20 protein-coding genes and 3 pseudogenes are annotated in these 22,707 nt (G+C 60.4%); 15 read left to right on the forward strand and 8 right to left on the reverse strand.

Annotated features, from left to right (window positions below; translation table 11 throughout):
• Nucleotides 1-288: 288 nt before the first annotated feature.
• Genes hemG through pepQ form a run of 4 tightly spaced genes read right to left on the reverse strand, consistent with a single transcriptional unit; the run spans nt 289 to nt 4,254 of the window.
• The gene (gene hemG / locus BN1120_RS18015) at nt 289-813 is read right to left on the reverse strand and encodes a menaquinone-dependent protoporphyrinogen IX dehydrogenase (RefSeq protein WP_042017378.1); all 525 of its coding nucleotides are present in this window, start codon (nt 811-813) and stop codon (nt 289-291) included.
• 7 nt (nt 814-820) lie between these two features.
• On the reverse strand, nt 821-2,278 hold the full coding sequence (locus BN1120_RS18020; RefSeq protein WP_039041357.1) for a TrkH family potassium uptake protein: 1,458 nt from the start codon (nt 2,276-2,278) through the stop codon (nt 821-823).
• Nucleotides 2,279-2,314: 36 nt separating this feature from the next.
• The gene (locus BN1120_RS18025) at nt 2,315-2,932 is read right to left on the reverse strand and encodes a YigZ family protein (protein ID WP_010672418.1); all 618 of its coding nucleotides are present in this window, start codon (nt 2,930-2,932) and stop codon (nt 2,315-2,317) included.
• A complete protein-coding gene (gene pepQ / locus BN1120_RS18030) occupies nt 2,932-4,254 on the reverse strand; it encodes a Xaa-Pro dipeptidase (protein WP_042017380.1) in 1,323 nt (440 codons plus the stop codon). Before pepQ ends, BN1120_RS18025 begins: the two co-directional genes overlap by 1 nt.
• 196 nt (nt 4,255-4,450) lie before the next feature.
• Here pepQ and BN1120_RS18035 point away from each other — a divergent pair, with 196 nt between their 5' ends.
• The 6 genes from BN1120_RS18035 to BN1120_RS18060 all read left to right on the forward strand — a co-directional run bounded on the left by BN1120_RS18035 (nt 4,451) and on the right by BN1120_RS18060 (nt 13,814).
• Nucleotides 4,451-6,388 carry an acetoacetate--CoA ligase gene (locus BN1120_RS18035; RefSeq protein ID WP_042017382.1) on the forward strand — a complete coding sequence of 646 codons (1,938 nt, stop codon included), beginning with the start codon at nt 4,451-4,453 and terminating at the stop codon, nt 6,386-6,388.
• 204 nt (nt 6,389-6,592) lie between these two features.
• Nucleotides 6,593-8,740 (forward strand): fatty acid oxidation complex subunit alpha FadB, encoded by a 2,148-nt coding sequence (gene fadB / locus BN1120_RS18040; RefSeq protein ID WP_042017384.1) that lies wholly within the window; start codon nt 6,593-6,595, stop codon nt 8,738-8,740.
• A 21-nt stretch (nt 8,741-8,761) separates the two neighbouring features.
• A complete protein-coding gene (gene fadA / locus BN1120_RS18045) occupies nt 8,762-9,925 on the forward strand; it encodes an acetyl-CoA C-acyltransferase FadA (protein WP_005307433.1) in 1,164 nt (387 codons plus the stop codon).
• A 347-nt stretch (nt 9,926-10,272) separates the two neighbouring features.
• Nucleotides 10,273-10,995 carry a response regulator gene (locus BN1120_RS18050; protein WP_042017386.1) on the forward strand — a complete coding sequence of 241 codons (723 nt, stop codon included), beginning with the start codon at nt 10,273-10,275 and terminating at the stop codon, nt 10,993-10,995.
• Between the two features lie 113 nt (nt 10,996-11,108).
• Entirely contained in the window at nt 11,109-12,554 is a 1,446-nt protein-coding gene (locus BN1120_RS18055; RefSeq protein WP_010672412.1) for an ATP-binding protein, read from the forward strand.
• A gap of 3 nt (nt 12,555-12,557) precedes the next feature.
• Entirely contained in the window at nt 12,558-13,814 is a 1,257-nt protein-coding gene (locus tag BN1120_RS18060) for an ABC transporter substrate-binding protein (RefSeq protein WP_042017389.1), read from the forward strand.
• A gap of 44 nt (nt 13,815-13,858) precedes the next feature.
• On the opposite strand, the gene BN1120_RS18065 is transcribed toward BN1120_RS18060, so the two are convergent.
• Entirely contained in the window at nt 13,859-14,050 is a 192-nt protein-coding gene (locus tag BN1120_RS18065; protein ID WP_010672410.1) for a hypothetical protein, read from the reverse strand.
• A gap of 171 nt (nt 14,051-14,221) precedes the next feature.
• On the opposite strand from BN1120_RS18065, the pseudogene BN1120_RS21015 reads away from it, so the two are divergent.
• The 5 genes and pseudogenes from BN1120_RS21015 to BN1120_RS18080 form a co-directional block, all read left to right on the forward strand.
• Nucleotides 14,222-14,317: pseudogene (locus BN1120_RS21015) on the forward strand (sulfurtransferase TusA family protein); the annotation flags it as partial.
• A 124-nt stretch (nt 14,318-14,441) separates the two neighbouring features.
• Entirely contained in the window at nt 14,442-14,687 is a 246-nt protein-coding gene (gene tusA / locus BN1120_RS18070; protein WP_041214136.1) for a sulfurtransferase TusA, read from the forward strand.
• Between the two features lie 18 nt (nt 14,688-14,705).
• A complete protein-coding gene (locus BN1120_RS18075; protein WP_039041019.1) occupies nt 14,706-15,053 on the forward strand; it encodes a RidA family protein in 348 nt (115 codons plus the stop codon).
• Nucleotides 15,054-15,081: 28 nt separating this feature from the next.
• A pseudogene (locus BN1120_RS22025) lies at nt 15,082-15,171 on the forward strand (endoribonuclease L-PSP); the annotation flags it as partial.
• A 146-nt stretch (nt 15,172-15,317) separates the two neighbouring features.
• Nucleotides 15,318-15,407: pseudogene (locus BN1120_RS18080) on the forward strand (endoribonuclease L-PSP); the annotation flags it as partial.
• A gap of 138 nt (nt 15,408-15,545) precedes the next feature.
• Here BN1120_RS18080 and BN1120_RS18085 read toward each other — a convergent pair.
• Entirely contained in the window at nt 15,546-16,202 is a 657-nt protein-coding gene (locus BN1120_RS18085; RefSeq protein ID WP_010672405.1) for an OmpA family lipoprotein, read from the reverse strand.
• 161 nt (nt 16,203-16,363) lie between these two features.
• The gene (locus BN1120_RS18090) at nt 16,364-16,606 is read right to left on the reverse strand and encodes a hypothetical protein (RefSeq protein ID WP_010672404.1); all 243 of its coding nucleotides are present in this window, start codon (nt 16,604-16,606) and stop codon (nt 16,364-16,366) included.
• A 423-nt stretch (nt 16,607-17,029) separates the two neighbouring features.
• Between BN1120_RS18090 and BN1120_RS18095 the strand changes: the two genes are divergently transcribed.
• Nucleotides 17,030-17,590, forward strand: coding sequence for a cysteine hydrolase family protein (locus tag BN1120_RS18095; RefSeq protein WP_080768097.1), 561 nt, complete (start codon nt 17,030-17,032; stop codon nt 17,588-17,590).
• Nucleotides 17,591-17,645: 55 nt separating this feature from the next.
• Here BN1120_RS18095 and BN1120_RS18100 read toward each other — a convergent pair whose 3' ends face one another.
• The gene (locus BN1120_RS18100; RefSeq protein WP_042017393.1) at nt 17,646-18,224 is read right to left on the reverse strand and encodes a DNA-3-methyladenine glycosylase I; all 579 of its coding nucleotides are present in this window, start codon (nt 18,222-18,224) and stop codon (nt 17,646-17,648) included.
• 187 nt (nt 18,225-18,411) lie between these two features.
• Here BN1120_RS18100 and glyQ point away from each other — a divergent pair, with 187 nt between their 5' ends.
• The 3 genes from glyQ to BN1120_RS21030 all read left to right on the forward strand — a co-directional run bounded on the left by glyQ (nt 18,412) and on the right by BN1120_RS21030 (nt 22,688).
• On the forward strand, nt 18,412-19,335 hold the full coding sequence (gene glyQ / locus BN1120_RS18105; protein WP_042017395.1) for a glycine--tRNA ligase subunit alpha: 924 nt from the start codon (nt 18,412-18,414) through the stop codon (nt 19,333-19,335).
• Between the two features lie 9 nt (nt 19,336-19,344).
• Entirely contained in the window at nt 19,345-21,414 is a 2,070-nt protein-coding gene (gene glyS / locus BN1120_RS18110; protein ID WP_042017396.1) for a glycine--tRNA ligase subunit beta, read from the forward strand.
• Between the two features lie 104 nt (nt 21,415-21,518).
• Complete coding sequence (locus tag BN1120_RS21030) at nt 21,519-22,688, forward strand: DUF3800 domain-containing protein (protein ID WP_080768098.1); 1,170 nt, start codon at nt 21,519-21,521, stop codon at nt 22,686-22,688.
• Nucleotides 22,689-22,707 lie beyond the last annotated feature (19 nt).

Consider the following 22,707-nt stretch of genomic DNA (forward strand, 5'->3'; position numbering starts at 1 on the left):
AGAGCGTCACGCTTATCGCGTTGAGGAGGCGCATCTTACGCTCCTCACTTCGAAAGTCAAGCGCTTGTTTTCGCTTTTCTTTCGGCGCCAACCTCCCAAGGAAGCTGGCTCATCAGGTTGGCGTGTTCCGCCGTACTGGTAGGGGCGCATTATAGGGAGCCGCGCCGGGATGACAAGGGCTATTTTGCGAAAAATAGTCCTTTTTACCGTTTTGTGGCTCGAACGCCTACTTATCAAACAAAAAGCCCTGCTTACGCAGGGCTCTGGCCGCTTTGAATGACGTCGCTGTTACTTTTTTGACCAAAACTCACGGGCAAAGCCGCGCACCTTGTCCCAGTCGGTGAATTCCAGATCCTTGCTGGTATCCGTGCTGCCCCCGGTGATCTTCATGATCAACTGAATGATGCGGGTCTGCCACCAGTTGTAACGGGAGTACTGCAATGCCCCGGCAAACACCCCCAGAGTTTTGGGCTTCCAGGGAGATAGGCGCAGAAACTTCTTCATGTAGGCGTTGGTCTGCGGCGTCTGCTTCTCGGGCTTGCGTGCCGTCAGGTTCACGCAGAAGAACGCCACATTGGCTACTTCCAACTGTTCATGATGTGCGTGTATGAAGCTGAGCAGGCTGGGGTGGAAGTTACCATAACGAATGGAAGCGCCAATCAACACCTTGGCATACTTGCTGAGGTTGCACATAGGCAGGGTGTGCAGGTCGTGCATCACCACTTCGCATCCTGATATTTCCTCCAGCATGACATCCACGATTTTCCGCGTTTGCCCGTCCCGGGAAGAATAAAGCACCAAAATCTTGTCCATACCAACCTCAACTACGCCAGAATGCAGGAGTAAACAGTACCAGAAGTGTGAAGATTTCCAATCGACCAAACAACATGGCCACGATCAATATCCACTGGGCAGTGGCCGAGATATTGCCGAAGTTGGCCGACACCTCCCCCAGACCCGGCCCCACGTTGGTGAATGCCGCAGCCACGGCGGAGAAGGCCGTCACTTCGTTCAGCCCCGTCATCAGCAGCAACAGCATGAAGATGAAGAACAGGATGATGTAGGTGGCAAAGTAGCCCCAGACCGCTTCCACGATCCGTTCCGGTACGGCGCGGCGTCCCAGCTTCAAGGTGTAGATGGCCCGCGGATGCACCAGCCGTTTGAGTTCACGCATCCCCTGCAGGAACAGGATCATGAAACGCATCACCTTGATGCCCCCCCCGGTACTGCCGGCACAACAGCCGATGAAGGCAGAGAACATCAACAGCATGGGCAGGAAGGAGGGCCACTCCGCATAGCTGGTGGTGCTGTACCCCGTGGTCGTGCCCAGAGACACCGCCTGGAACAGGCCATGGTTGAGCGCATCCTGCCAGGTATCGTAGTGGCCGTGGAACAGCAGAGAGACGAAACAGATCAGCACCAGCACGCACTGGATGCTCAGAAACACCTTGAGCTCGGAGTCACGCAGATAACTGCTCACGCGCACCGGCTTGTGGGCAAACACCATGAAGTGCAGCGCGAAGTTGACGCTCGCCAGCAACAGGAACACCACTGTGATCAGGTTGATGGCCGGGCTGTCGAAGAAACCGATGCTGGCGTCGTGGGTCGAGAACCCCCCAACCGACAAGGTGGAGAAGGAGTGGCAGATGGCATCGAACAGCGTCATCCCCGCCATCCAGTACGCGAGAGCGCAGAGGGAAGTCAGCAACAGATAGATGAACCAGAGCGCCTTGGCCGTCTCGGCGATGCGCGGGGTCACCTTGTTGTCCTTGACGGGCCCCGGGATCTCGGCGCGATAGAGCTGCATGCCCCCAATGCCGAGCAGCGGCAGCACGGCCACCGCCAGCACGATGATCCCCATGCCACCGAGCCATTGCAGCAGCTGGCGATAGAAGAGAAACGCCTTGGGCAGATTGTCCAGCCCGGTCAGCACCGTTGCGCCCGTGGTAGTCAGGCCGGAAAACGACTCGAAAAATGCCTCCGAGACCGACATGTTCGGCACGTCGCTGATGATGAAGGGGACGGCACCCACGCTCCCCAGCACCACCCAGAACAGCACCACGATGAGGAAGCCTTCCTTGGACCTGAGTTCCTTTTTCTGGTGGCGGTTGGGGAACCAGAGCAGGAGGCCGAGCAGGAGGGCTATGACGAAGGAGTTGACGAACTCGGTACCACCGCCATCACGATACCCAAAAGCGACCATCGCGGGCAGCAGCATGGTCGAGCTGAACAGGGCAACCAGCAGACCGACGATACGAATGATGCTCAGAATCTGCATTCCGGCTCCCTCTTCAAACTAAAAGAGCGATGGATTCTAGCCATCTAAGGGACGAAGGGATACCCGACCCTGGGTCCGGTCGGTCAATTCCTGTGCGATACGGGCCCAGAGCGCAGACTCCCACGCTACCTGAAGGGTGACGCTGGCACCATAATCGGCCACCAGCAACTGCCCTTGATGGGCAGAGATAAGGGACTCCACGGCCCCCATGTCGGTGTAGTCACACTGGATCACGGAAGAGGTCAGCTGACGCTTGATACAAGTTTCAAGTTGCTTGAGTGCTGCCCCCACACCACCGCCATAGGCCTTGACCAGGCCACCGGTCCCCAGCAGCACGCCACCGTAATAGCGCACCACCACGGCGGCGACTTCACCCAGACCGGCCCCCATCAACTGGGCCAGCATGGGTTTGCCCGCTGTGCCCGAGGGTTCGCCATCATCACTGAAACCATAAACCTGGCTGTCTTGGGGGGCGCCAGCGACAAAAGCCCAGCAGTGATGCCGGGCTCCCGGGTGTTGCTGTTTGATCTCGTCTATCCAGGCCTTGGCGGCCTCGACGGTCGGAGTGTGGGCGATGTAGGTAATGAAGCGGCTCTTCTTGATCTCTTCGCTCACCTCCAGCGGGGCTGCCGGTATGGGGTAATCCGTCGCCATCAGAGCCCTGCTTGTCTGGTCAGGTTCTCCACCCCGTTGGCATGCAGCACCACGTTGTCCTCGATGCGAATGCCACCATAGGGACGCAGCGCCTCCACCTTGTTCCAGTTGACCCGCTTGCCCTGCTCACCCTGGCGCAGCGGCTCCAGCAGGCTGTCGATGAAGTAGAGACCCGGCTCGATGGTGAACACCTGGCCCACTTCCATCACCCGGGTGCAGCGCAGATAGGGGAACTGCTCGGGGGCCGCCAGGTGGGTGCCGCGCTCATCCTGCATGAAGCCGCCGGCATCGTGTACCTGCAGGCCGAGGAAGTGACCGAGACCGTGGGGGAAGAAGACATTGGTCACCCCGGTGTGGATCATCTCGTCCACCGACATGTCTACCAGTTCGGTGGCTTGCAGCAGGCGCGCCAGCCTGTGGTGCATCTGCAGGTGCAGCTCGCTGTAGCGGCGGCCCGGCTTGATCTCGTCGATGATCTCCTGTTGCTGTGCATCCAGCGCAGCAATCAGATCGGCGAACTCACCGCGGCGCCAGGCCCAGGTTCGGGTAATGTCGGAGGCATAACCGTGCACGTCCACACCGGCATCGATGAGGAAGGAGTAACGCTCCGCATCCGGCACCCGCTGGGTGGAGAGATGGGTGTAGTGCAGGATGGCCGCATTGCGGTTGATGGCAACAATGTTGCCGTAGGGCGCCTCATTGGCCCCCTGTCCGACCGCCTTCATGTAGGCCAGGTTGATCTCGAACTCGCTCGCCCCCGCCATGAAGGAGTCCTTGGCCGCGATGTGGCCGCGTACGCCGATGCGGTTGGCATCGCGAAGACATTCCAGCTCATAGGGCGTCTTGTAGGCACGGTGGTAGTGCAGGTAGTTGAGGACCGCCTCCGGATTGGGCTGGCCCAGTCCCAGCAGCTCGGCCACTTCCAGATGGCCGCCCAGATAGGCCCACTCCTGCTTGTTGGCCGGCAGGTGATCGGCAACCTGCTCCGGGCGAGTCAGGAAGCGAATGTCGAAGAAGTCGACCCAGAAGGCGTTGGGCAACTCCGCCACCTTGTGCCAGAAGTCCACCGGCCGGTAGAACAGCAGCACCGGCTTGCTCACGCCATCCACCAGCAACCAGCAGTGAGGGTTGTCCAGCACCGGCAGCCAGGCCTTGAACTGGGGATTCACCTTGAAGGGATAATCCTGGTCATCGAGGAAGATACGATGAGTCTGGCCGGAGTGGATAGCGAGACCGCCAAGACCCTGTTGTTGCAGGATGTCGCGGGTACGCTGCTGAAGGGTGTCGAGATGCTGGGCAAAAAGTTGGCTGTAACTGCTCATGGCGTCCTGCTCCGGGCGAATGTGACTTCAGCATAACATCAAGCGAATCAAGGCTCGAGCCACCCGGCTTTCGCTTCGTGAGGTAACGCATAGGTTACAGGCTTTTTGTTATGAAGATAAAACAGACAATTAACAAACAAAGAACAATTCAATACACTGCCCACAGACAGTAGATATCAGCCGTCAGGAACGACTCATGCAAAACCTTTGTCTGTGGACACCGGATCAGGACAGGATGCAGCACTCCAACCTCCACCAGTTCATGGCCGAGGTCAATCACTTCCATGGCCTGCAACTGCGCAGCTATGCCGACCTGTATCAATGGTCGGTGGAGAAGACCACCCGCTTCTGGCCCCTGGTGTGGCAGCACTGCGGCGTCAAGGGCGAGCTTGGCAACATTGTGGCGGAGAACCGCCAGGATATGCAGCGCGCCCGCTGGTTCCCCGACAGCCAGCTCAACTTCGCCGAGAACCTGCTGCGCCGTCAGGATGAGAGCCCGGCCATCATCTCCCGCATCGAAGGGGGTCCAAGCCGGACCCTGAGCTGGCATGAGCTGGCAGATCAGGTCGCCCGCCTGGCCCAGTGGCTTCGCAGCCAGGGCATAGGCCGGGGTGATGTGGTCGCAGCCTACCTGCCCAATATCCCGGAAACCGTGGTGGCCATGCTGGCAACCACCAGCCTCGGCGCGATCTGGACCTCCACCAGTCCCGATTTTGGCGAGGCCAGCGTGGTGGAGCGCTTCGGCCAAACCCGTCCCAGGGTGCTGTTCGCGGTGGATGGCTACCGCTACGGCGGCAAGGCCATCGACATTCAGGACAAGGTGGCCAGCGTCGTCGGTCAGCTCGACAGCCTAGAGCAGACGGTAATGATCCCCCTGCTCGGCAACCCGCTGCAGCTTGGTCACGACTGGCAGCAATTGCTGGCAAGCCAGCATGATGCCCAGCTCGCCTTCGAGACCATGGCCTTCAACGACCCGCTCTACATCCTCTACTCCTCCGGCACTACCGGCAAACCCAAGTGCATCGTGCACGGCATTGGCGGCACCCTGCTGCAACACCTGAAAGAGCACCAACTGCACTGCGACATCAAGCCGGGGGAGCGCATCTTCTACTTCACCACCTGTGGCTGGATGATGTGGAACTGGCTGGTGAGCGCCCTCGCCTCCGGCGCCACTCTGGTGCTCTACGATGGTTCCCCCTTCTACCCGGATGGCAACGTGCTGTGGGATCTGGCACGGGACGAAGAGGTCGCCCTGTTCGGCACCTCGGCCAAGTATCTCGATGCGCTGCACAAGCAGGGCTATGCCCCCATCAATACCCACGACTTGCCTGCCTTGCGCCTCATCTGCAGCACCGGATCCGTGCTGTCGCCGGAGGGGTTTGACTACGTTTACCAGCAGATAAAGCAGGATGTGCAGCTCAGCTCCATCTCTGGCGGCACCGACATCTGCTCCTGCTTCGTCATCGGCAACCCCTTGAGTCCCGTCTATCGCGGCGAGAGCCAGGGGCGCGGCCTTGGTCTCGCGGTGCAGGTATTCAACGAGGCGGGCCAGCCGGTGCTGGGTGAAAAGGGCGAACTGGTCTGCACCAAGCCGTTCCCGGCCCAGCCCATCTACTTCTGGGGGGACGAAAACGGCGACAAGTACCACGCCGCCTACTTCGAGCGGTTCGACAACATCTGGTGCCACGGGGACTGGATCGAGCTGACCCCGAACGGCGGCATTCTGTTCTACGGCCGCTCCGACGCGACCCTCAACCCGGGCGGCGTGCGCATCGGCACCAGCGAGATCTACCGCTATGTGGAACAACTCGACGAGGTGGAGGAGAGCATCGTCATCGGCCAGCAATGGAAACAGGACGAGCGGGTGGTGCTGTTCGTCAAGCTCAAGGCGGGTTGCAAGCTGGACGACGGGCTGCGTGAGCGGATTTGCCAGCAGATCAATCGGCACTGCACCGCCCGTCATGTGCCTGCCCGCATCCTGCAGGTGGATGCCATCCCACGCACCAAGTCCGGCAAGATAGTGGAGCTGGCGGTCCGGGAAGTGGTGCACAACCGCCCCGTCAACAACACCCACGCCCTCGCCGATCCCGAGGTCTTGAACCAGTATCGCAATCGGCCGGAACTGGCCAGTTGATACCACGCTCATCTCCATCGGAGGCGCCGCAAGGCGCCTCTTTTTTGCCCGTTTTGTGATGAAGAGCTTTTACTCGACAACTGTTAAACGAATGTTTTAAATAGGTGTTGAAAATGTCTCCTTTTGGATCAATAGTGAGCCTCGCCCCCTGCTGGGGATAAAGGAGCACCATTCCCCACAGAGTGGGAACAAGGAGACACTCTCATGATCTACCAAGGCGAAACCCTGACGGTCAGCTACCTCGAAGACGGCATTGCCGAGCTGAGGTTCGATGCCCCGGGTTCAGTCAACAAGCTGGATCGCGCTACCCTGCTCTCCCTGAGCGAAGCGATCGCCGCATTACAGCAACAAGCCGATTTGAAGGGTCTGATCCTCACCTCCGGCAAAGACGCTTTCATCGTCGGCGCCGACATCACCGAATTCCTGGAACTGTTCGATCTGCCGCAAGAAGACCTGCTCGGCTGGCTGAAGAAGGCCAACGACATCTTCAGCGCCATCGAAGATCTGCCGGTGCCCACCCTCTCCGCCATCAAGGGCCATGCTCTGGGCGGCGGCTGCGAGACTATTCTCTCCACCGATTTCCGGCTGGCCGACACCACGGCCAAGATCGGCCTGCCCGAGACCAAGCTCGGCATCATGCCCGGCTTTGGCGGCACTGTCCGTCTGCCGCGGGTGATCGGTGCCGACAACGCACTGGAGTGGATCACCACCGGCAAGGATTACCGTGCCGATGACGCCCTCAAGGTGGGTGCCATCGATGCCGTGGTCGCCCCGGACGCGCTGCACAGCGCCGCCGTGCAGATGATCAAGGACGCGATCAAGGGCAAGCTGGACTGGCAGGGCCGCCGCGCCGCCAAGAAGGCCCCGCTGCGCCTCTCCAAACTGGAAGCCATGATGAGCTTCACCACCGCCGCCGGCATGGTTGCCGCCGTGGCGGGCAAACACTATCCGGCCCCCATGGCCGCCGTGAAGACGGTGGAAGCCGCCGCCGGCATGGGCCGTGACGAGGCGCTGGCCGCCGAGGCCGCCACCTTCATCAAACTGGCGAAAACCGACGTGGCCAAGGCGCTGGTCGGTATCTTCCTCAACGATCAGCACATCAAGGCGCTGGCCAAGAAGGCCGCCAAGCAGGCAAACAAGGCCACCGGCCATGCCGCCGTGCTGGGTGCCGGCATCATGGGGGGCGGCATCGCCTACCAGTCTGCCAGCAAGGGCATCCCAGCGGTGATGAAGGACATCAACGAGAAGGCGCTGGCACTTGGCATGAATGAGGCCACCAAGCTGCTCAACGGCCAGCTCGAGCGCGGCCGCATCGACGGCATCAAGATGGGCCAGGTGCTCTCCGCCATCACGCCGACCCTCAGCTATGACAACGTCAAGCATGTGGACGTGGTGGTCGAAGCTGTGGTCGAGAACCCGAAAGTGAAGGCCGCCGTGCTGGGCGAAGTGGAAGGGATCATCGGCGAAGACGCCGTGCTCGCCAGCAACACCTCCACCATTCCCATCTCTCTGCTGGCCAAGGGACTGAAGCGCCCCGAGAATTTCTGCGGCATGCACTTCTTCAACCCGGTGCACCGCATGCCGCTGGTGGAGATCATCCGTGGCGAACAGACTTCCGATGAAACCATCAACCGCGTGGTGGCCTACGCCGCCGCCATGGGCAAGTCCCCGGTCGTGGTCAACGACTGCCCCGGCTTCTTCGTGAATCGCGTGCTGTTTCCCTACTTCTTCGGCTTCAACAAGCTGGTCGCCGATGGCGCCGACTTCGCCGCCGTCGACAAGGTGATGGAGAAGGAGTTTGGCTGGCCCATGGGCCCCGCCTACCTGCTGGACGTGGTCGGCATCGACACCGGCCACCACGCCGGTGACGTGATGGCGCAGGGTTTCCCGGCGCGCATGAGCAAGGAAGGTCGTACCGCCATCGACGTAATGTATGACGCCAGCCGCTTCGGTCAGAAGAACGGCAAGGGCTTCTACGCCTACGAGCAGGACAAGAAGGGCAAGCCGAAGAAGGTGGCCGACGCAGCCAGCTACGAGCTGCTGGCCCCCATCGCCAAGCCGAAGCAGGATTTCGACAAGGAGGCCATCATCGCCCGCATGATGATCCCGATGATCAACGAGGTGGTGCTCTGCCTGGAAGAGGGCATAGTCGCCACGCCAGCCGAAGCCGACATCGCACTGGTCTACGGCCTGGGCTTCCCTCCCTTCCGCGGCGGCGTGTTCCGCTATCTGGACACTATCGGTCTGGATCGCTACGTGGCCATGGCCGACCAGTATGCCGACCTGGGCCCGCTCTACCGCGTCAGCGACAAGCTGCGCGAGATGGCTGCCCAGGGCAACACCTTCTACTGATTGCGGAAAGGAGATCCATTCATGAAAGACGTAGTCATTGTCGACTGTATCCGGACCCCGATGGGCCGGTCCAAGGGCGGCGCCTTCCGCAACGTGCGTGCAGAAGACTTGTCCGCGCACCTGATGAAATCCATCCTGCTGCGCAACCCCAACCTCGACCCGAACGAGATCGAGGATATCTACTGGGGCTGCGTGCAGCAGACCCTGGAGCAGGGCTTCAACATCGCCCGCAACGCCGCCCTGCTGGCCGGCATTCCCAAGCAGGTGGGGGCGGTCACCGTCAACCGCCTGTGCGGCTCAAGCATGCAGGCGCTGCACGACGCCTCCCGTGCCATTCAGGTAGGTGATGGGGATATCTTCATCATCGGCGGCGTCGAGCACATGGGTCACGTGCCGATGAGCCACGGGGTGGACTTCCACCCCGGCATGGCCAAGTCGGTGGCGAAAGCCTCCGGCATGATGGGGCTGACCGCCGAGATGCTCGGCAAGCTGCACGGCATCAGCCGTCAACAGCAGGACGAGTTTGCCGCTCGCTCCCACCGCCGCGCTCACGCCGCCACCGTGGAAGGGCGTTTTGCCAAGGAGATCGTCGGGCTGGAAGGGCACGACGCCAGCGGCGCCCGCTTCTTCTACGACTACGACGAGGTGATCCGCCCGGAGACCACGGTCGACACCCTGAGCCAGCTGCGCCCGGTGTTCGACCCGGTCAACGGCACCGTCACCGCCGGCACCTCTTCGGCGCTTTCCGATGGCGCCGCCGCCATGCTGGTGATGAGTGCGGATCGCGCCAAGGCGCTCGGCCTCACCCCGCGTGCCAAGGTACGTGCCATGGCCATCGCCGGTTGCGACGCCGCCATCATGGGTTACGGCCCGGTGCCGGCCACCCAGAAGGCGCTCAAGCGGGCCGGTCTGACCGTCGGCGACATCGATCTGTTCGAGTTGAACGAGGCGTTTGCCGCCCAGTCCCTGCCCTGCGTGAAGGATCTGGGTCTGCAAGATCTGGTGGACGAGAAGGTGAACCTGAACGGCGGCGCCATCGCCCTGGGTCACCCGCTCGGCTGCTCCGGCGCCCGCATCTCCACCACCCTGATCAATCTGATGGAGGAGAAGGACGCGACCCTGGGTGTGGCCACCATGTGCATCGGCCTGGGTCAGGGCATCGCCACCGTGTTCGAACGGGTGTAAGTGAATCACTCCTGACCGCTCACCGGTCAGGGACGCCGCCTCGGGGCGGCAACAACAGACAGAAGACGGCCCTGCTTCCCGGCACAGCGGCCCCATCACGAATACCGGGTCGGCCTGCCGACCCTGCTGTCGAGTCTGTGGAACGCGTCACACGGGGTGCGCTCCTGCCGTCGGAATCTGCGTGTTGGCCGGCCCGTTTGGGTCGGCCTTTTTTATTCTTTTCCCGCGATCGGGGCCAATCCTGAGGCTATATTGCCCATAACTTCACATTAGAGGGGGGGCTTGCTTGCTTTTTGCTCCCCCGACAGGTTCAATCTGCACAAAAAAATGGGTGGATGCACATACATATGTCAACGAGCAAACAACTGCTTATCGTCGACGACGATCGGGAGATCCGCGAGCTGCTCAACGAGTACCTGACCCGGGCCGGTTTCGAGGTACTGACCGCGGCCGAAGGGAACGAGATGCGCCAACAATTGGCCCATCACAGCCCGGACCTCATCATTCTGGACATCATGATGCCCGGCGACGACGGCTTTACCCTCTGCCAGCAGATCCGCCGCGACTCCCAGGTACCCATCATCATGCTCACCGCCGCCTCCGACGAGGCTGACCGGGTGATCGGTCTGGAACTTGGCGCCGACGACTACATCGCCAAGCCGTTCAGCCCGCGCGAACTGCAGGCCCGCATCAAGGCGCTGCTGCGCCGCGCCGAATTCCGCCAGCCGGAGAAAGAAAAGGAACCGAGCCGTCGGCTGCGCTTCGCCGAGTGGACCCTGGACACCCTGAGCCACCAGCTGACCCACGAAGATGGCAGCCTGCTGGATCTCTCCGGCAGCGATGCCCTGCTGCTCGGCATGTTCCTGCAGCAGCCCGGCGTGGTGCTGGACCGGGATACCATCTCGGACGCCACCCGCGGTCGCGAGAGCCTGCCCATGGAACGCGGCATCGATGTGCAGATCAGCCGCCTGCGCCAGAAGCTGGGTGACAACGGCAAGAGCCCGCGCATCATCAAGACCATTCGCGGCAGCGGCTACATGCTGATCGCCGAAGTCCACGAGATCCCGTAACAGACAGACGCTACGGCGAGACCTTGAACGGGCAGAAGAGAGACCCATCACGGGGCAACGGCAAGGCACAGAGGTAAGCACCCCATGCTGATCGACAAGAGACACACGCTGCCATGACGGGGCAGAAGTTCTGGCGGGCCCTGGTGCCCCGCTCCCTGCTGTCCCGGATGCTGCTGCTGTTGCTGCTGGCGATCCTGCTCTCCCAGACCATCCTCACCGGCATCTGGATGCAGCAGATCCAGAAGCGGGAGCTGGAGGGCATGCTCAGCACCACCCGCAACCTGGCGCTGTCGGCGGCTTCCACCGTCAACTTCTTCAAGTCCCTGCCCCTGCAATACCGCCACATCGCCCTGGATCAGCTGCGCAACATGGGGGGCAGCCGCTTCTTCGTCTCCCTGAACGAGGAAGAGATCCACATCAGCGCCATCCCCGACAGCGAGCGCAAGACGCTGGTGCTCAAGGAGGTGCAGGAGGTGCTCAGCCGCAAACTCTCCGACGCCATGGCGATCAAGGTGGACTTCTCCCGCCCCGAGGAGCTGCACGTCTTCAACAACGACACCCTGCTGGCGGATCTCCCCTCCTCCTGGGCCCGCTACACCCTGTCCCTGGAGCCCATCAATCCGCCGGTGCTGGTGACCCAGATCGAGATAGAACCGGGGGAGTGGCTCTATCTGGCGGCCCTGCTGCCCGCCCCCTACATGACGCTGGATGACACCGTGATGCCGAGCAATCAGGTGCGTTTCATCGCCCTGATGACGGTCTTCCTCTGCTTCTTCACCTTCATGCTGGTGCGCTGGCAGACCCGCCCCCTGCGTCGCCTCGCCAAGGCGGCGGTCAACCTCGGCAAGGACATCGACCAGCCGTCCCTCAAGGAGGAGGGTGCCTCCGAAATCGTGGCGGCGACCCGCGCCTTCAACATCATGCAGCAGCGCATTCGCCGCTTCATCGACGATCGGGAGCGCCTCTTCAGCTCCATCTCCCACGACCTCAAGACCCCCATCACCCGACTGCGACTGCGGGTCGAACTGCTGGACGACGAGGTGCAGATCGCCAAGTTCAACAAGGACCTGGACGAGCTGGAGCTGATGGTCAAAGGGGCGCTGCAGACGGTCAAAGAGACGGACATTCACGAGAACCTCGAGCAGATCGACGTCAACGCCCTGCTGGAGCAGATGGCGGAGGCCATGAACCTGCACGAGGATCTGCTCACCATCGAGGGCCACTGCAAGTGGCCCTATCGCGGCAAGCTGCTGGCCCTCAAGCGCTGCATCGGCAACCTGGTGGACAACGGCATCAAGTACGGCCAGAAGGTGCGCATCATCATCATGGATGACGAGGAGATGTTGATCCTCTTCATCATGGACGAGGGGCCCGGTCTGCCGGACGATCAGTTCGAGCGCATCTTCGAGCCCTACTACCGCCTCAGCACCGATGCCGCCGGCACCGGGCTGGGCCTTGGCATCGCCCGCAACATAGCCCACGCCCACGGCGGCGACCTGGTGCTGGAAAATCGCCCCCAGGGCGGCCTGCAGGCCACCCTCTCCCTACCAAGGCAGTAATGTATGAAGTGGTTGTCTTTTTCTGTCATCGCCCTGCTCTCCCTGCCCGTTTGTGCCTCCCAGGTGGAGGTATTGCACTGGTGGACCTCCGGCGGCGAGGCCAGGGCCGTGGAAGTGCTCAAGTCCGAGTGGGCCGAACAGGGCAACCAGTGGAACGACTTCGCGGTACAGGGGGGGGGCGGCAAGAGCGCCATGACGGTGCTCAAGAGCCGGGCCCTGGCGGCAAACCCGCCGGAGGCAGCCCACCTCAAGGGGTTCGAGCTGCACGAGTGGGGCAGCCTGGGCTTTCTGCGCGACCTCACCCCCATGGCCGAGCACCTCGGCTGGTACCCTCAGCTGCCCCCCATGGTGCGCGATACCCTCAGCCAGAACGGCGCCCTGATGGCGGTCCCCACCGGCATCCACCGGGTCAACTGGCTGTGGCTCAACCGCAAGGTATTCGAGCGACAGGGGCTCAAGCCCCCCACCGACTGGGCCCAGTTCGTGTCGGTGGCGGACAAGCTCAAGGAGCAGGGCATCACCCCCCTCGCCATCGGTAACGAACCCTGGCAGATCGCGGTGCTGTTCGAAACGGTGGCCCTCGGCGAAGGGGGCAAGACCTTCTATCGCAAGGCCTTCCTCGAACAGGACAGCGCCACCCTGACCGGCCCAGACATGGTGCGGGTGCTGACCCGCTTCCAGCAGTTGCGCGCTTATGTACCCGAGAAATACGCCGGCCTGAAGTGGCACCAGGCCACCAACCTGCTGGAGAGCGGCGGCGCCGCCATGCAGGTGATGGGGGACTGGGTGAAAGGGGAGCTGAGCGCCGGCAACTACCGCCCCGGCGAGGATATCGAGTGCCTGCCAAGCCCGGGCAGCCAGGGGCTGTTCAGCTACAACCTCGACTCCATCGCCATGTTCAAGCAGCGGGATCCCGCCCAGTTGCAGGCCCAGGGCGAGCTGGCCAGGCTGTTGATGACGCCGCGCTTTCAGGAGGAGTTCAACCGGGTGAAGGGCTCCATCCCGGCGCTCATCAAGCCGGACATGAGCAAGTTCGATCGTTGCGCCATCCGCTCCTATCAGGATTTCCTCCACGCCGAGCAACAGGACAACCTGCTGCCCAGCATGGCGGAGGGGATGGCGGTACCCACCAACATGCGCCAGGGGATCATGGATGTGCTGAGCAGCTTCTTCAACGACGCCAGGGCCAACCCCGAGCAGACGGCGCAGCAGTTGGAGCGCGCCATGCGCTCGACCCGTTCCGGCGCGGAGCAGAAATGACAAAGGCGGACATCGTCCGCCTTTGAGTGCCGAGAGCCAGGCTCTCAGGAGGGATCGTTCTCGTCCTCATCCTCGTCGTAGTAGTCGCTGAGCTCGATCCAGAGCCCCAGCCCTATCATCACCATGGAGCCGAACCAAGTACCGGTATTACCTATCGGGCTGCCCAGCACTATCATGGCGAACGACAAGAACCCCATGCCTGCGTAGGCTTGCAATCTGCCGTAGGAGACCTGCATATTCACACCTCCTTGTTGAATATGGTTCAATTTTTATATTACTCATCGAGCGAAGCCTGGGTAGAGCCGGTTCACATTTTGGTAGCATATGCTGCATAACCGCCCCATGGTTTGATTATTTTTTCGCCGTGAGTATCATTGCTGGCCGAATTGGTTGAAGGTTGATTATTGATGAGTGCTTTATTCTGCGGCGCAACGCACGAGTTGGACGCAATCGGGCTTCGTTGCCCCGAGCCCGTGACGATGGCGCGCAAGAAGGTGCGGCTGAAGGTTGATTATTCATGAGTACTGTATTCTGCAATGCGACCCACGAGCTGGACGCAATCGGGCTTCGTTGCCCCGAACCCGTGACGATAGCGCGCAAGAAGGTGCGGCTGAAGGTTGATTATTCATGAGTACTGAATTCTGCAATGCGACCCACGAGCTGGACGCAATCGGGCTTCGTTGCCCCGAACCCGTGATGATGGTTCGCAAGAAAGTGCGGCTGATGGCGGATGGGGAGACCCTGCTGGTCAGCGCCGACGACCCCTCCACCACCCGTGACATTCCCAGCTTCTGCCGCTTCATGGACCATACCCTGGTCGCCAGTGAGACTGAGCAGGCCCCTTACCGCTACCTGATCCGCAAGGGTCAATAACCCCGTACCGGAGCAAACATGACAACCATTACCCGTATCGGGACCACCCAGCGCTGGTCTGATGTGGTCATCCACAACGGCACCCTCTACGTGGTGGAAGTGCCCGCCACCGAGACCGCCGACATCCACCAGCAGACCCGTGAAGTGCTGGAAAGCCTGCAGCGTCTGCTGGAAGCCAACGGTTCCGGCGTCGACAGGATCCTGATGGCCAACATCTATCTCAAGGACATTGAAGACATCGCCGCCTTCAACGCGCAGTGGGATGCCTGGATCCCGGCCGGCACAGCACCGGTACGCGCCTGCGTGCAGGCCCGTCTCGCCCACGAAGGCTACAAGGTGGAAGTACAGCTGACTGCCGCTGTCTAATCAAAACGGGATGCCTGGCTCCCCTGATGCCGACACAGCCCCCGTTCGTGCCTGCGTGCAGGCCCGTCTCGCCCACGAAGGCTACAAGGTGGAAGTACAGCTCACTGCCGCTGTCTAATCAAAACGGGATGCCTGGCTCCCCTGATGCCGACACAGCCCCCGTTCGCACCTGCGTACAGGCCCGTCTGGCCCATGAAGGCTACAAGGTCGAAGTGCAGCTGACTGCGGCTGTCTAAACAAAGCGGGATGCCTGGCTCCCCTGATGCCGATACCGCCCCCGTGCGCGCCTGCGTGCAGGCCCGTCTCGCCCGCGAGGGCTACAAGGTGGAAGTGCAGCTGACCGCGGCTGTCTAAGAGGCGGTTATCCCCTCATCCCCGAGCCTTCTCCCGCAAGGGGAGAAGGGGGCAAGGAGCAAAGGGCACGCACCGGCGCCAATATAAAGGCCCCGCCATCGCTGGCGGGGCCTTTTTCATGGCATCGAACCGGACCTCTTAGGCGGTCGGGGTCAGGGTGATGGTCACCCGGCGGTTCTGGGCCTTGCCTTCGGCGGTGCTGTTGCTGGCCACCGGCTGATCCGGGCCCACACCACTGATGGCGATGCGGCTGCCGGACACGCCCTGGCCGATCAGCTGGGCGGCGACGGCATCGGCGCGATCCCGGGAGAGCTTCATGTTCAGCTCGCGGGAGCCGGTGCTGTCGGTGTGGCCGACCACGTTCAGACGGGTCTTGTCGAACTCGGCAACCACCAGGGCCACGCCGGACAGGGTGTTGGCACCGGCGGCTTTCAGCTGGGCGCTGGAGCTGTCGAAGGTGACGTTGTTCGGCATGTTGAGGATCAGCTGATCACCGTTGCGGGTCACGCTGACGCCGGTGCCTTGCAGCTTCTCGCGCAGCTTGGCTTCCTGCACATCCATGTAGTAACCGATACCGCCACCCAGGGCCGCACCGGCGGCGACGCCAGTCAGGATGCCCTTTTTGCGGTCGCCCTTGCTGGAGGAGAGCGCCCCCACGGCTGCGCCGGTCGCCGCACCCGCCAACGCGCCCCAGGCGCCCTTGGAGGTCTGGGATTCACCGGTATAGGGGTTGGTGGTACAGCCAGTGATGGCGACGGTCAGGGCAAGTGCAGGAACCAGTTTCTTGAAATGCATGAAAAAACCTCTGAAAAAGAACGACTCTAGCCGATAGCCGCGCATTCTAACCCAGAGAGGCGCCAGAGTGTGACGCGCCCATTGCGAAGAGGGGCAGGGGGCAAAACGCCCCCTGCCCCTTGCGACTTACCCGGTGCAGGCCATCTTCGGACGGGCCCGCATCAATATTTGATATCCCGGGCCTTGTCTCGCCCCTCCTGCTTGTTGTCACGATGCTCCTGGCGGCAGTCGGCATTGCCCACCAGCCCCTCACGACACGCCTGTTTCGCGTCACGGGACTCCTGACGGGTATCCTGACGCACATCGCGGGCGTCACGGCGCTCCTGGGCCTGCTTGGTGGCCTGTGCAGGCAGGGCGGCCAGCAAGGCGGTGGCGGCAAGCAGCGCCAATACGGACTTCTTCATGATGGCTCCTTCGCCAGACAACCTGAACCGGTCCGGCGTCTTTCAATGATAGGGGAGGGGCAAGATCCCGGTAGCGCAGACTCGGCCCTCGGGGGCGTCGTTTGTGCAGCCTCGGACCTTCTTGCACAGGGCCGGCTTCCCCTCATGTTTGCCCTGACGAGCAACGTCATCCCCAGAGTGCAGCCGATCAGGCCGGGGAAGAGAGGGCGAACGGCGCTCAGTGACACGGGACTCCCTCGTGATGGCGCTCCCGATGGTGAACCCGTGTGACTGTATCCCGGCTGTACCAAGGGGCGAAAAGGCCCCTGGCCCGGCGTAACGGAACATGCTCCCGGAGTCTGGAGTGGTTGCCCCCCATATGCGGGTTGTCTCATAAGAGCCCATGGCCCCAGAGTGGGTGACATTTCTCACGGAGCCATGACCATGTCGTCCCTTTCCCGCCCCGCGCTGCTCATCATCGACATCCAGGTGGGCCTCCTTCACGGCCCGGAAGCCCCCCATGCCGGGGCCGAGACCCTGGCCAACATCAATCGCTTGGGCCAGGCGGCCCGCAGTGCCGCTCTCCCTGTGCTGGCGGTGCGCCACACGGGCCCGGCCGGCAGCCCCATCGCCGCCGGCAGTCCGTTCTGGCAGCTTGCGCCTGAGCTGGTCGTCGGCGAGGCCGATCGGGTGTTCGACAAGCAGCGCCCCAGCGCCTTCCATGGCACCGGTCTCGATGGCTGGCTGAAAGAGGACGGCGTGCAGACCCTGATCATCACCGGCATGAAGACCCAGTACTGCATCGACACCACCTGCCGGGCGGCGGCAGATCTCGGCTACACCGTAGTGCTGGTGAGCGATGCCCATACCTGCATGGACACGCCGCAACTGACCGCCCCCCAGATCATCGCCCATCACAACGCCACCCTGGCCGGCCCCTTCGTGCGGCTGATGAGCAGCGACGAGGTGTGCGAGGCGCTCAGCCGCACCCTTGAGCCCTGCTGATTCAGAGCAAAAAAAGAAGGGAGGCTTGAGCCTCCCTTCTTCGTGCATTTCCCCTTCACGTCGCCGCTGCTTGCTGGCACTCGGCGTGGCAGGGGCAGGTCACCAGATGATCGTTCACCATGCCCACCGCCTGCATGAAGGCGTAGCAGATGGTGCTGCCGACGAAGGTGAAGCCGCGCTTCTTGAGGGCCTTGGACATGGCATCCGACTCCGGTGAGGTCGCCGGAATGTCGCCGTTGCCCTGACGCTGGTTGACGATGGGGGCGCCGCCCACGAAGCCCCACAGATAATCGACGAAATCGATGCCTTCCGCCTCCAGCGCCAGATAGGCGCGGGCGTTTTTGATGATCGATTGCACCTTCAGCCGGTTGCGAATGATGCCGGTATCCTGCATCAGCCGCGCCACGTCCTGGTCGTCGAACTGCACGATGCGCACCGGATCAAAATCCGCATAGGCGCGATGGTAGCTCTCGGTGCGCTTGAGGATGGTGATCCACGACAGCCCCGCCTGTTGGCCATCGAGGCAGAGCTTGGCAAACAACTCGCGGGCGTCATACACCGGCCTGCCCCACTGCTTGTCATGGTATTCGATGTATTCCGGGTCTCTGGTCACCCAGGCGCAGCGCAGTTCCATTTCCTCTCCCCTGTTTTTCATCGGCCATCGGCAGGCCGCTTGCGTCGGCGACATCATAGGGCAAGCGGCAACATAGCCCCACTAATCCCCTGTAATTTCGCCTATTATCCGACCATGCCAGACGGTATACTCCCTCGGTTCACATTCAGCAAATCTTGCTCTGATTTCATTTCGCGCGAAAAACACTATGCAAAAATTCGATGTCAAAACCTTTCAGGGCCTGATCCTGCAGTTGCAGGACTATTGGTCCCGCCAGGGCTGTACCATCATTCAGCCGCTGGATATGGAAGTGGGTGCCGGTACCTCCCACCCCATGACCTGCCTGCGCGCCCTGGGCCCGGAGCCCATCGCCTGCGCCTACGTACAACCGTCCCGCCGTCCGACTGACGGCCGCTACGGTGAGAACCCGAACCGCCTGCAGCACTATTACCAGTTCCAGGTGATCATCAAGCCTTCCCCCGACAACATTCAGGAACTCTATCTGGGCTCCCTGAAAGAGTTAGGTCTGGATCCCGAGATCCACGACATCCGCTTCGTGGAAGACAACTGGGAAAACCCGACGCTGGGTGCCTGGGGTCTGGGTTGGGAAGTGTGGCTGAACGGCATGGAAGTGACCCAGTTCACCTACTTCCAGCAGGTTGGCGGCCTCGAGTGCAAGCCGGTCACCGGCGAGATCACCTACGGTCTCGAGCGTCTGGCCATGTACATTCAGGGCGTGGACAGCGTCTACGATCTGGTCTGGTCTGACGGCCCGCTGGGCAAGACCACCTACGGCGACGTGTTCCACCAGAACGAAGTGGAGCAATCCACCTACAACTTCGAACACGCCGATGTGGAGTTCCTGTTCCACTGCTTCGAGCAGTACGAGAAGGAAGCCCAGAATCTGCTGGCACTGGAAAAACCGCTGCCGCTGCCTGCCTACGAGCGCATCCTCAAAGCCGCTCACTCCTTCAACCTGCTGGATGCCCGCAAGGCCATCTCGGTCACCGAGCGTCAGCGCTACATCCTGCGCATTCGCACCCTGACCAAGGCCGTAGCAGAGGCATACTACGCCTCCCGCGAAGCGCTGGGTTTCCCCATGTGTCAGCGCACAGAGAACAAGCAAGGTTAAGGAACGGACATGGCACAACATACATTTCTGGTAGAGATCGGTACTGCTGAGCTGCCGCCCAAAGCCCTGCGCTCCCTGGCCGAAGCCTTTGCCGACAACTTCAAAGCCGAACTGACCAAGGCCGATCTGGCCTTCGGCGACGTCGAGTGGTTTGCTTCACCGCGCCGTCTGGCGCTGAAGGTAAGCGAGCTGGCTGGCGAGCAGCCGAGCAAGAGCGTCGAGAAGCGCGGCCCGGCCGTGGCCCAGGCGTTCGATGCCGAAGGTAAGCCGACCAAGGCTGCCGAAGGCTGGGCCCGTGGCAACGGCATCACCGTTGAGCAGGCCGAGCGTCTGGTCACCGACAAGGGCGAGTGGCTGGTTCACACCGCCAAGGTCGAAGGCCGTCCGGCCAAAGAGTTGTTGGGTGAGCTGGTTAGCCAAGCGCTGGCCAAGCTGCCGATCCCCAAGATGATGCGCTGGGGCGACAAGACCATCCAGTTCGTGCGTCCGGTGTTCACCGTGACCCTGCTGCTGGATGGGGATCTGGTGCCCGCCCACATTCTGGGTATCGACTCTGCCCGCACCATCCGCGGTCACCGCTTTATGGGCGAGAGCGAGTTCACCATCGACAACGCCAGCCAGTACCCGCAGATCCTGCAGGAGCGCGGCATGGTGATTGCCGACTTCATGGCGCGCAAGGCCAAGATCAAGGTTGACGTCGAAGCGGCCGCTGCCGCCTTCGGTGGCGTGGCCGATCTGGACGACGCCCTGCTGGAAGAAGTGACCGCACTGGTCGAGTGGCCTGTGGTGCTGACCGCCAACTTCGAAGAGAAGTTCCTGGCCGTGCCGGCTGAAGCGCTGGTGCACACCATGAAGGGTGACCAGAAGTACTTCCCGGTCTACGACAAGAACGGCAAGCTGCTGCCGAAGTTCATCTTCGTCACCAACATCGAGTCCAAAGACCCGAGCCAGATCATCAGCGGCAACGAGAAGGTGGTTCGTCCCCGTCTCTCTGACGCCGAGTTCTTCTTCAAGACCGACCTCAAGCAGACCCTGGCCTCCCGCCTGCCGCGCCTTGAAACCGTGCTGTTCCAGCAACAGCTGGGCACCGTCAAGGCCAAGGTCGAGCGTATCGAGACCGTCGCCGGCTTTATCGCCGAGCGTATCGGCGCCGACGTGGCTCAGGCCAAGCGTGCCGGTCTGCTCTCCAAGTGTGACCTGATGACCAACATGGTCGGCGAGTTCACCGACACCCAGGGTGTCATGGGGATGCACTACGCCCGTCACGATGGCGAAGACGAAGCGGTGGCCGTGGCTCTCAACGAGCAGTACATGCCGCGCTTTGCCGGTGATGCCCTGCCGTCCGGTCTGGTTGCCTGCGCCGTCGCGCTGGCCGACAAGTTCGACACCCTGGCCGGTATCTTCGGCATCGGTATGCTGCCGAAGGGTGACAAGGACCCGTTCGCCCTGCGTCGCGCCGCCATCGGTGCCCTGCGCATCATGACCGAGAAGCAGCTGGATCTGGATCTGGTTGAACTGGTTGAAGAAGCAGTACGCGTCTACGGCGACAAGCTGACCAACAAAACCGTCGTCACCGACGTGGTCGACTTTATGCTGGGCCGCTTCCGCGCTGCCTATCAGGACGAAGGCATCGGTGCCGACGTGGTGCTGGCCGTACTGGCCCGCCGCCCGACCCGTCCGCTCGACTTCGATCGTCGCGTCAAGGCCGTCAGCCACTTCCGCACGCTGGATGCCGCACTGGCACTGGCTGCCGCCAACAAGCGCGTGAGCAACATTCTGGCCAAGGTCGAGGTTCCATTGCCCACAACCGTCAAACCGGAACTGCTGGTCGATGCCGCCGAGAAGGCGCTGGCCACCCAGGTTGCCGAACTGCAAGCCGAACTGGCCCCGCTGTTCGCTGCCGGTGACTATCAGGCTGCCCTCACCCGTCTGGCCGCCCTGCGCGAGCCGGTCGATACCTTCTTCAACGAAGTCATGGTGATGGCCGACGACGAAGCCCTCAAGGCCAACCGTCTGGCGCTGCTGAACAACCTGCGTAACCTGTTCCTGCAAGTCGCGGATATCTCGCTGCTGCAGTGATTGAGGTTTGTTGGCTAGATCAAAAAACGGCGCCGAAAGGCGCCGTTTTTATTAAAAATAGATTAATCTATCACCTTCGTTTGCACACGATAGGTAACACTAATATGTTCTTTCATGTGGATGAATCAGGTAATACAGGCAATCAACTTTTTGATAAAAATCAACCTATATTAACTTATGGCGTTCTATCCAGCACATTGAACGTAGATGCATTAGGAAAACAGTGGTTCAAAGATATAACAAAGAAGCTCGACATTGATTGCCTTCACGCAAATCATCTCGGAGTCAATAAACTAACTGAGATCTCACGAGAGCTTTATCTATTACAGGATAAATTCAAATTTTCATTTGATTATTATTTCATTGAAAAAAGAGCCCTAGCTGTTGTTTGTCTTTTTGACGCTATATTTGATGCTGGTATCAACCCTGCTGTTAGATGGGATACATATTGGACCCCTATGCGCTATCTTATAATACTTAAGTTGGCTGCTATTTTAGATGATGACATTTTAAAGAAAACATGGGCACTATGCACATGTAAATACATAGAAAATAAAGAATCAGACATCATTCAGACCCTAGAAGAAATAAGATCTATTGCAAACACTTCATTCTTGGATGCTCGTTCAAAAGAAATAATAATTAATGCGCTTGGGTTCGCAATAAAAAACCCTCTAGCAATGGACTTTGGTCAGCCTGATGAAAAAGCAATATCACCAAATGCAGTTGGATTTCAATTCGTTGCTTCAAGTATTTCTAGACGACTAAAATTAAAAAATAGAAAAAAAGCTCTATCAATAACAGTTGATATGCAAACACAGTTTAATAAAGCACAAATTGAGACATATCGAAATGCCAGTTTGATTTCTGATGGAATGAAAAGAGCAACACAGGAAGACAGAAACAAATATCTTAACCATCCATTGTTTGCATCAATAGAAAAATCAGACCTGATAAATAAAAACTTAATCAACAGTAACCTTGAAATATCAAAAAGCCAAGAGTCTATTGGTTTACAGATTGTAGATATATACCTTTGGATAACAAACAGGATTATATTAAAGAAAGAATTGTCAACCGAGTTACGTGTTATAGGGTCACTATTTTTAAAACAATCTTATGTAGATGGAATTTCCTTTTCTGGTATGGAAGAAAGATTTACACGATTTGAATCAATACTTCCTGACTTGGATGAAATAACAAAAGAACAGGCAGATATGGCCAATAAATTTATGGCTGCACATCGTTCCACACTAAACGATTTGGGGTTGTAACTCGTAGGTTCGATTAACC

This window comes from Aeromonas caviae, from assembly GCF_000819785.1.
Taxonomy (GTDB): domain Bacteria; phylum Pseudomonadota; class Gammaproteobacteria; order Enterobacterales; family Aeromonadaceae; genus Aeromonas; species Aeromonas caviae.

Coding starts and splice junctions, on each gene's coding strand:
- BN1120_RS18055 (WP_010672412.1), top strand. CDS start 11,109: ATGACGGGGCAGAAGTTCTGGCGGGCCCTGGTGCCCCGCTCCCTGCTG.
- BN1120_RS18075 (WP_039041019.1), top strand. CDS start 14,706: ATGACAACCATTACCCGTATCGGGACCACCCAGCGCTGGTCTGATGTG.
- BN1120_RS18085 (WP_010672405.1), bottom strand. CDS start 16,202: ATGCATTTCAAGAAACTGGTTCCTGCACTTGCCCTGACCGTCGCCATC.
- pepQ (WP_042017380.1), bottom strand. CDS start 4,254: ATGAGCAGTTACAGCCAACTTTTTGCCCAGCATCTCGACACCCTTCAG.
- BN1120_RS18035 (WP_042017382.1), top strand. CDS start 4,451: ATGCAAAACCTTTGTCTGTGGACACCGGATCAGGACAGGATGCAGCAC.
- BN1120_RS18025 (WP_010672418.1), bottom strand. CDS start 2,932: ATGGCGACGGATTACCCCATACCGGCAGCCCCGCTGGAGGTGAGCGAA.
- BN1120_RS18065 (WP_010672410.1), bottom strand. CDS start 14,050: ATGCAGGTCTCCTACGGCAGATTGCAAGCCTACGCAGGCATGGGGTTC.
- glyS (WP_042017396.1), top strand. CDS start 19,345: ATGGCACAACATACATTTCTGGTAGAGATCGGTACTGCTGAGCTGCCG.
- BN1120_RS18095 (WP_080768097.1), top strand. CDS start 17,030: ATGTCGTCCCTTTCCCGCCCCGCGCTGCTCATCATCGACATCCAGGTG.
- fadA (WP_005307433.1), top strand. CDS start 8,762: ATGAAAGACGTAGTCATTGTCGACTGTATCCGGACCCCGATGGGCCGG.
- BN1120_RS18060 (WP_042017389.1), top strand. CDS start 12,558: ATGAAGTGGTTGTCTTTTTCTGTCATCGCCCTGCTCTCCCTGCCCGTT.
- hemG (WP_042017378.1), bottom strand. CDS start 813: ATGGACAAGATTTTGGTGCTTTATTCTTCCCGGGACGGGCAAACGCGG.
- BN1120_RS21030 (WP_080768098.1), top strand. CDS start 21,519: ATGTTCTTTCATGTGGATGAATCAGGTAATACAGGCAATCAACTTTTT.
- fadB (WP_042017384.1), top strand. CDS start 6,593: ATGATCTACCAAGGCGAAACCCTGACGGTCAGCTACCTCGAAGACGGC.
- BN1120_RS18090 (WP_010672404.1), bottom strand. CDS start 16,606: ATGAAGAAGTCCGTATTGGCGCTGCTTGCCGCCACCGCCTTGCTGGCC.
- BN1120_RS18100 (WP_042017393.1), bottom strand. CDS start 18,224: ATGGAACTGCGCTGCGCCTGGGTGACCAGAGACCCGGAATACATCGAA.
- glyQ (WP_042017395.1), top strand. CDS start 18,412: ATGCAAAAATTCGATGTCAAAACCTTTCAGGGCCTGATCCTGCAGTTG.
- BN1120_RS18050 (WP_042017386.1), top strand. CDS start 10,273: ATGTCAACGAGCAAACAACTGCTTATCGTCGACGACGATCGGGAGATC.
- BN1120_RS18020 (WP_039041357.1), bottom strand. CDS start 2,278: ATGCAGATTCTGAGCATCATTCGTATCGTCGGTCTGCTGGTTGCCCTG.
- tusA (WP_041214136.1), top strand. CDS start 14,442: ATGAGTACTGAATTCTGCAATGCGACCCACGAGCTGGACGCAATCGGG.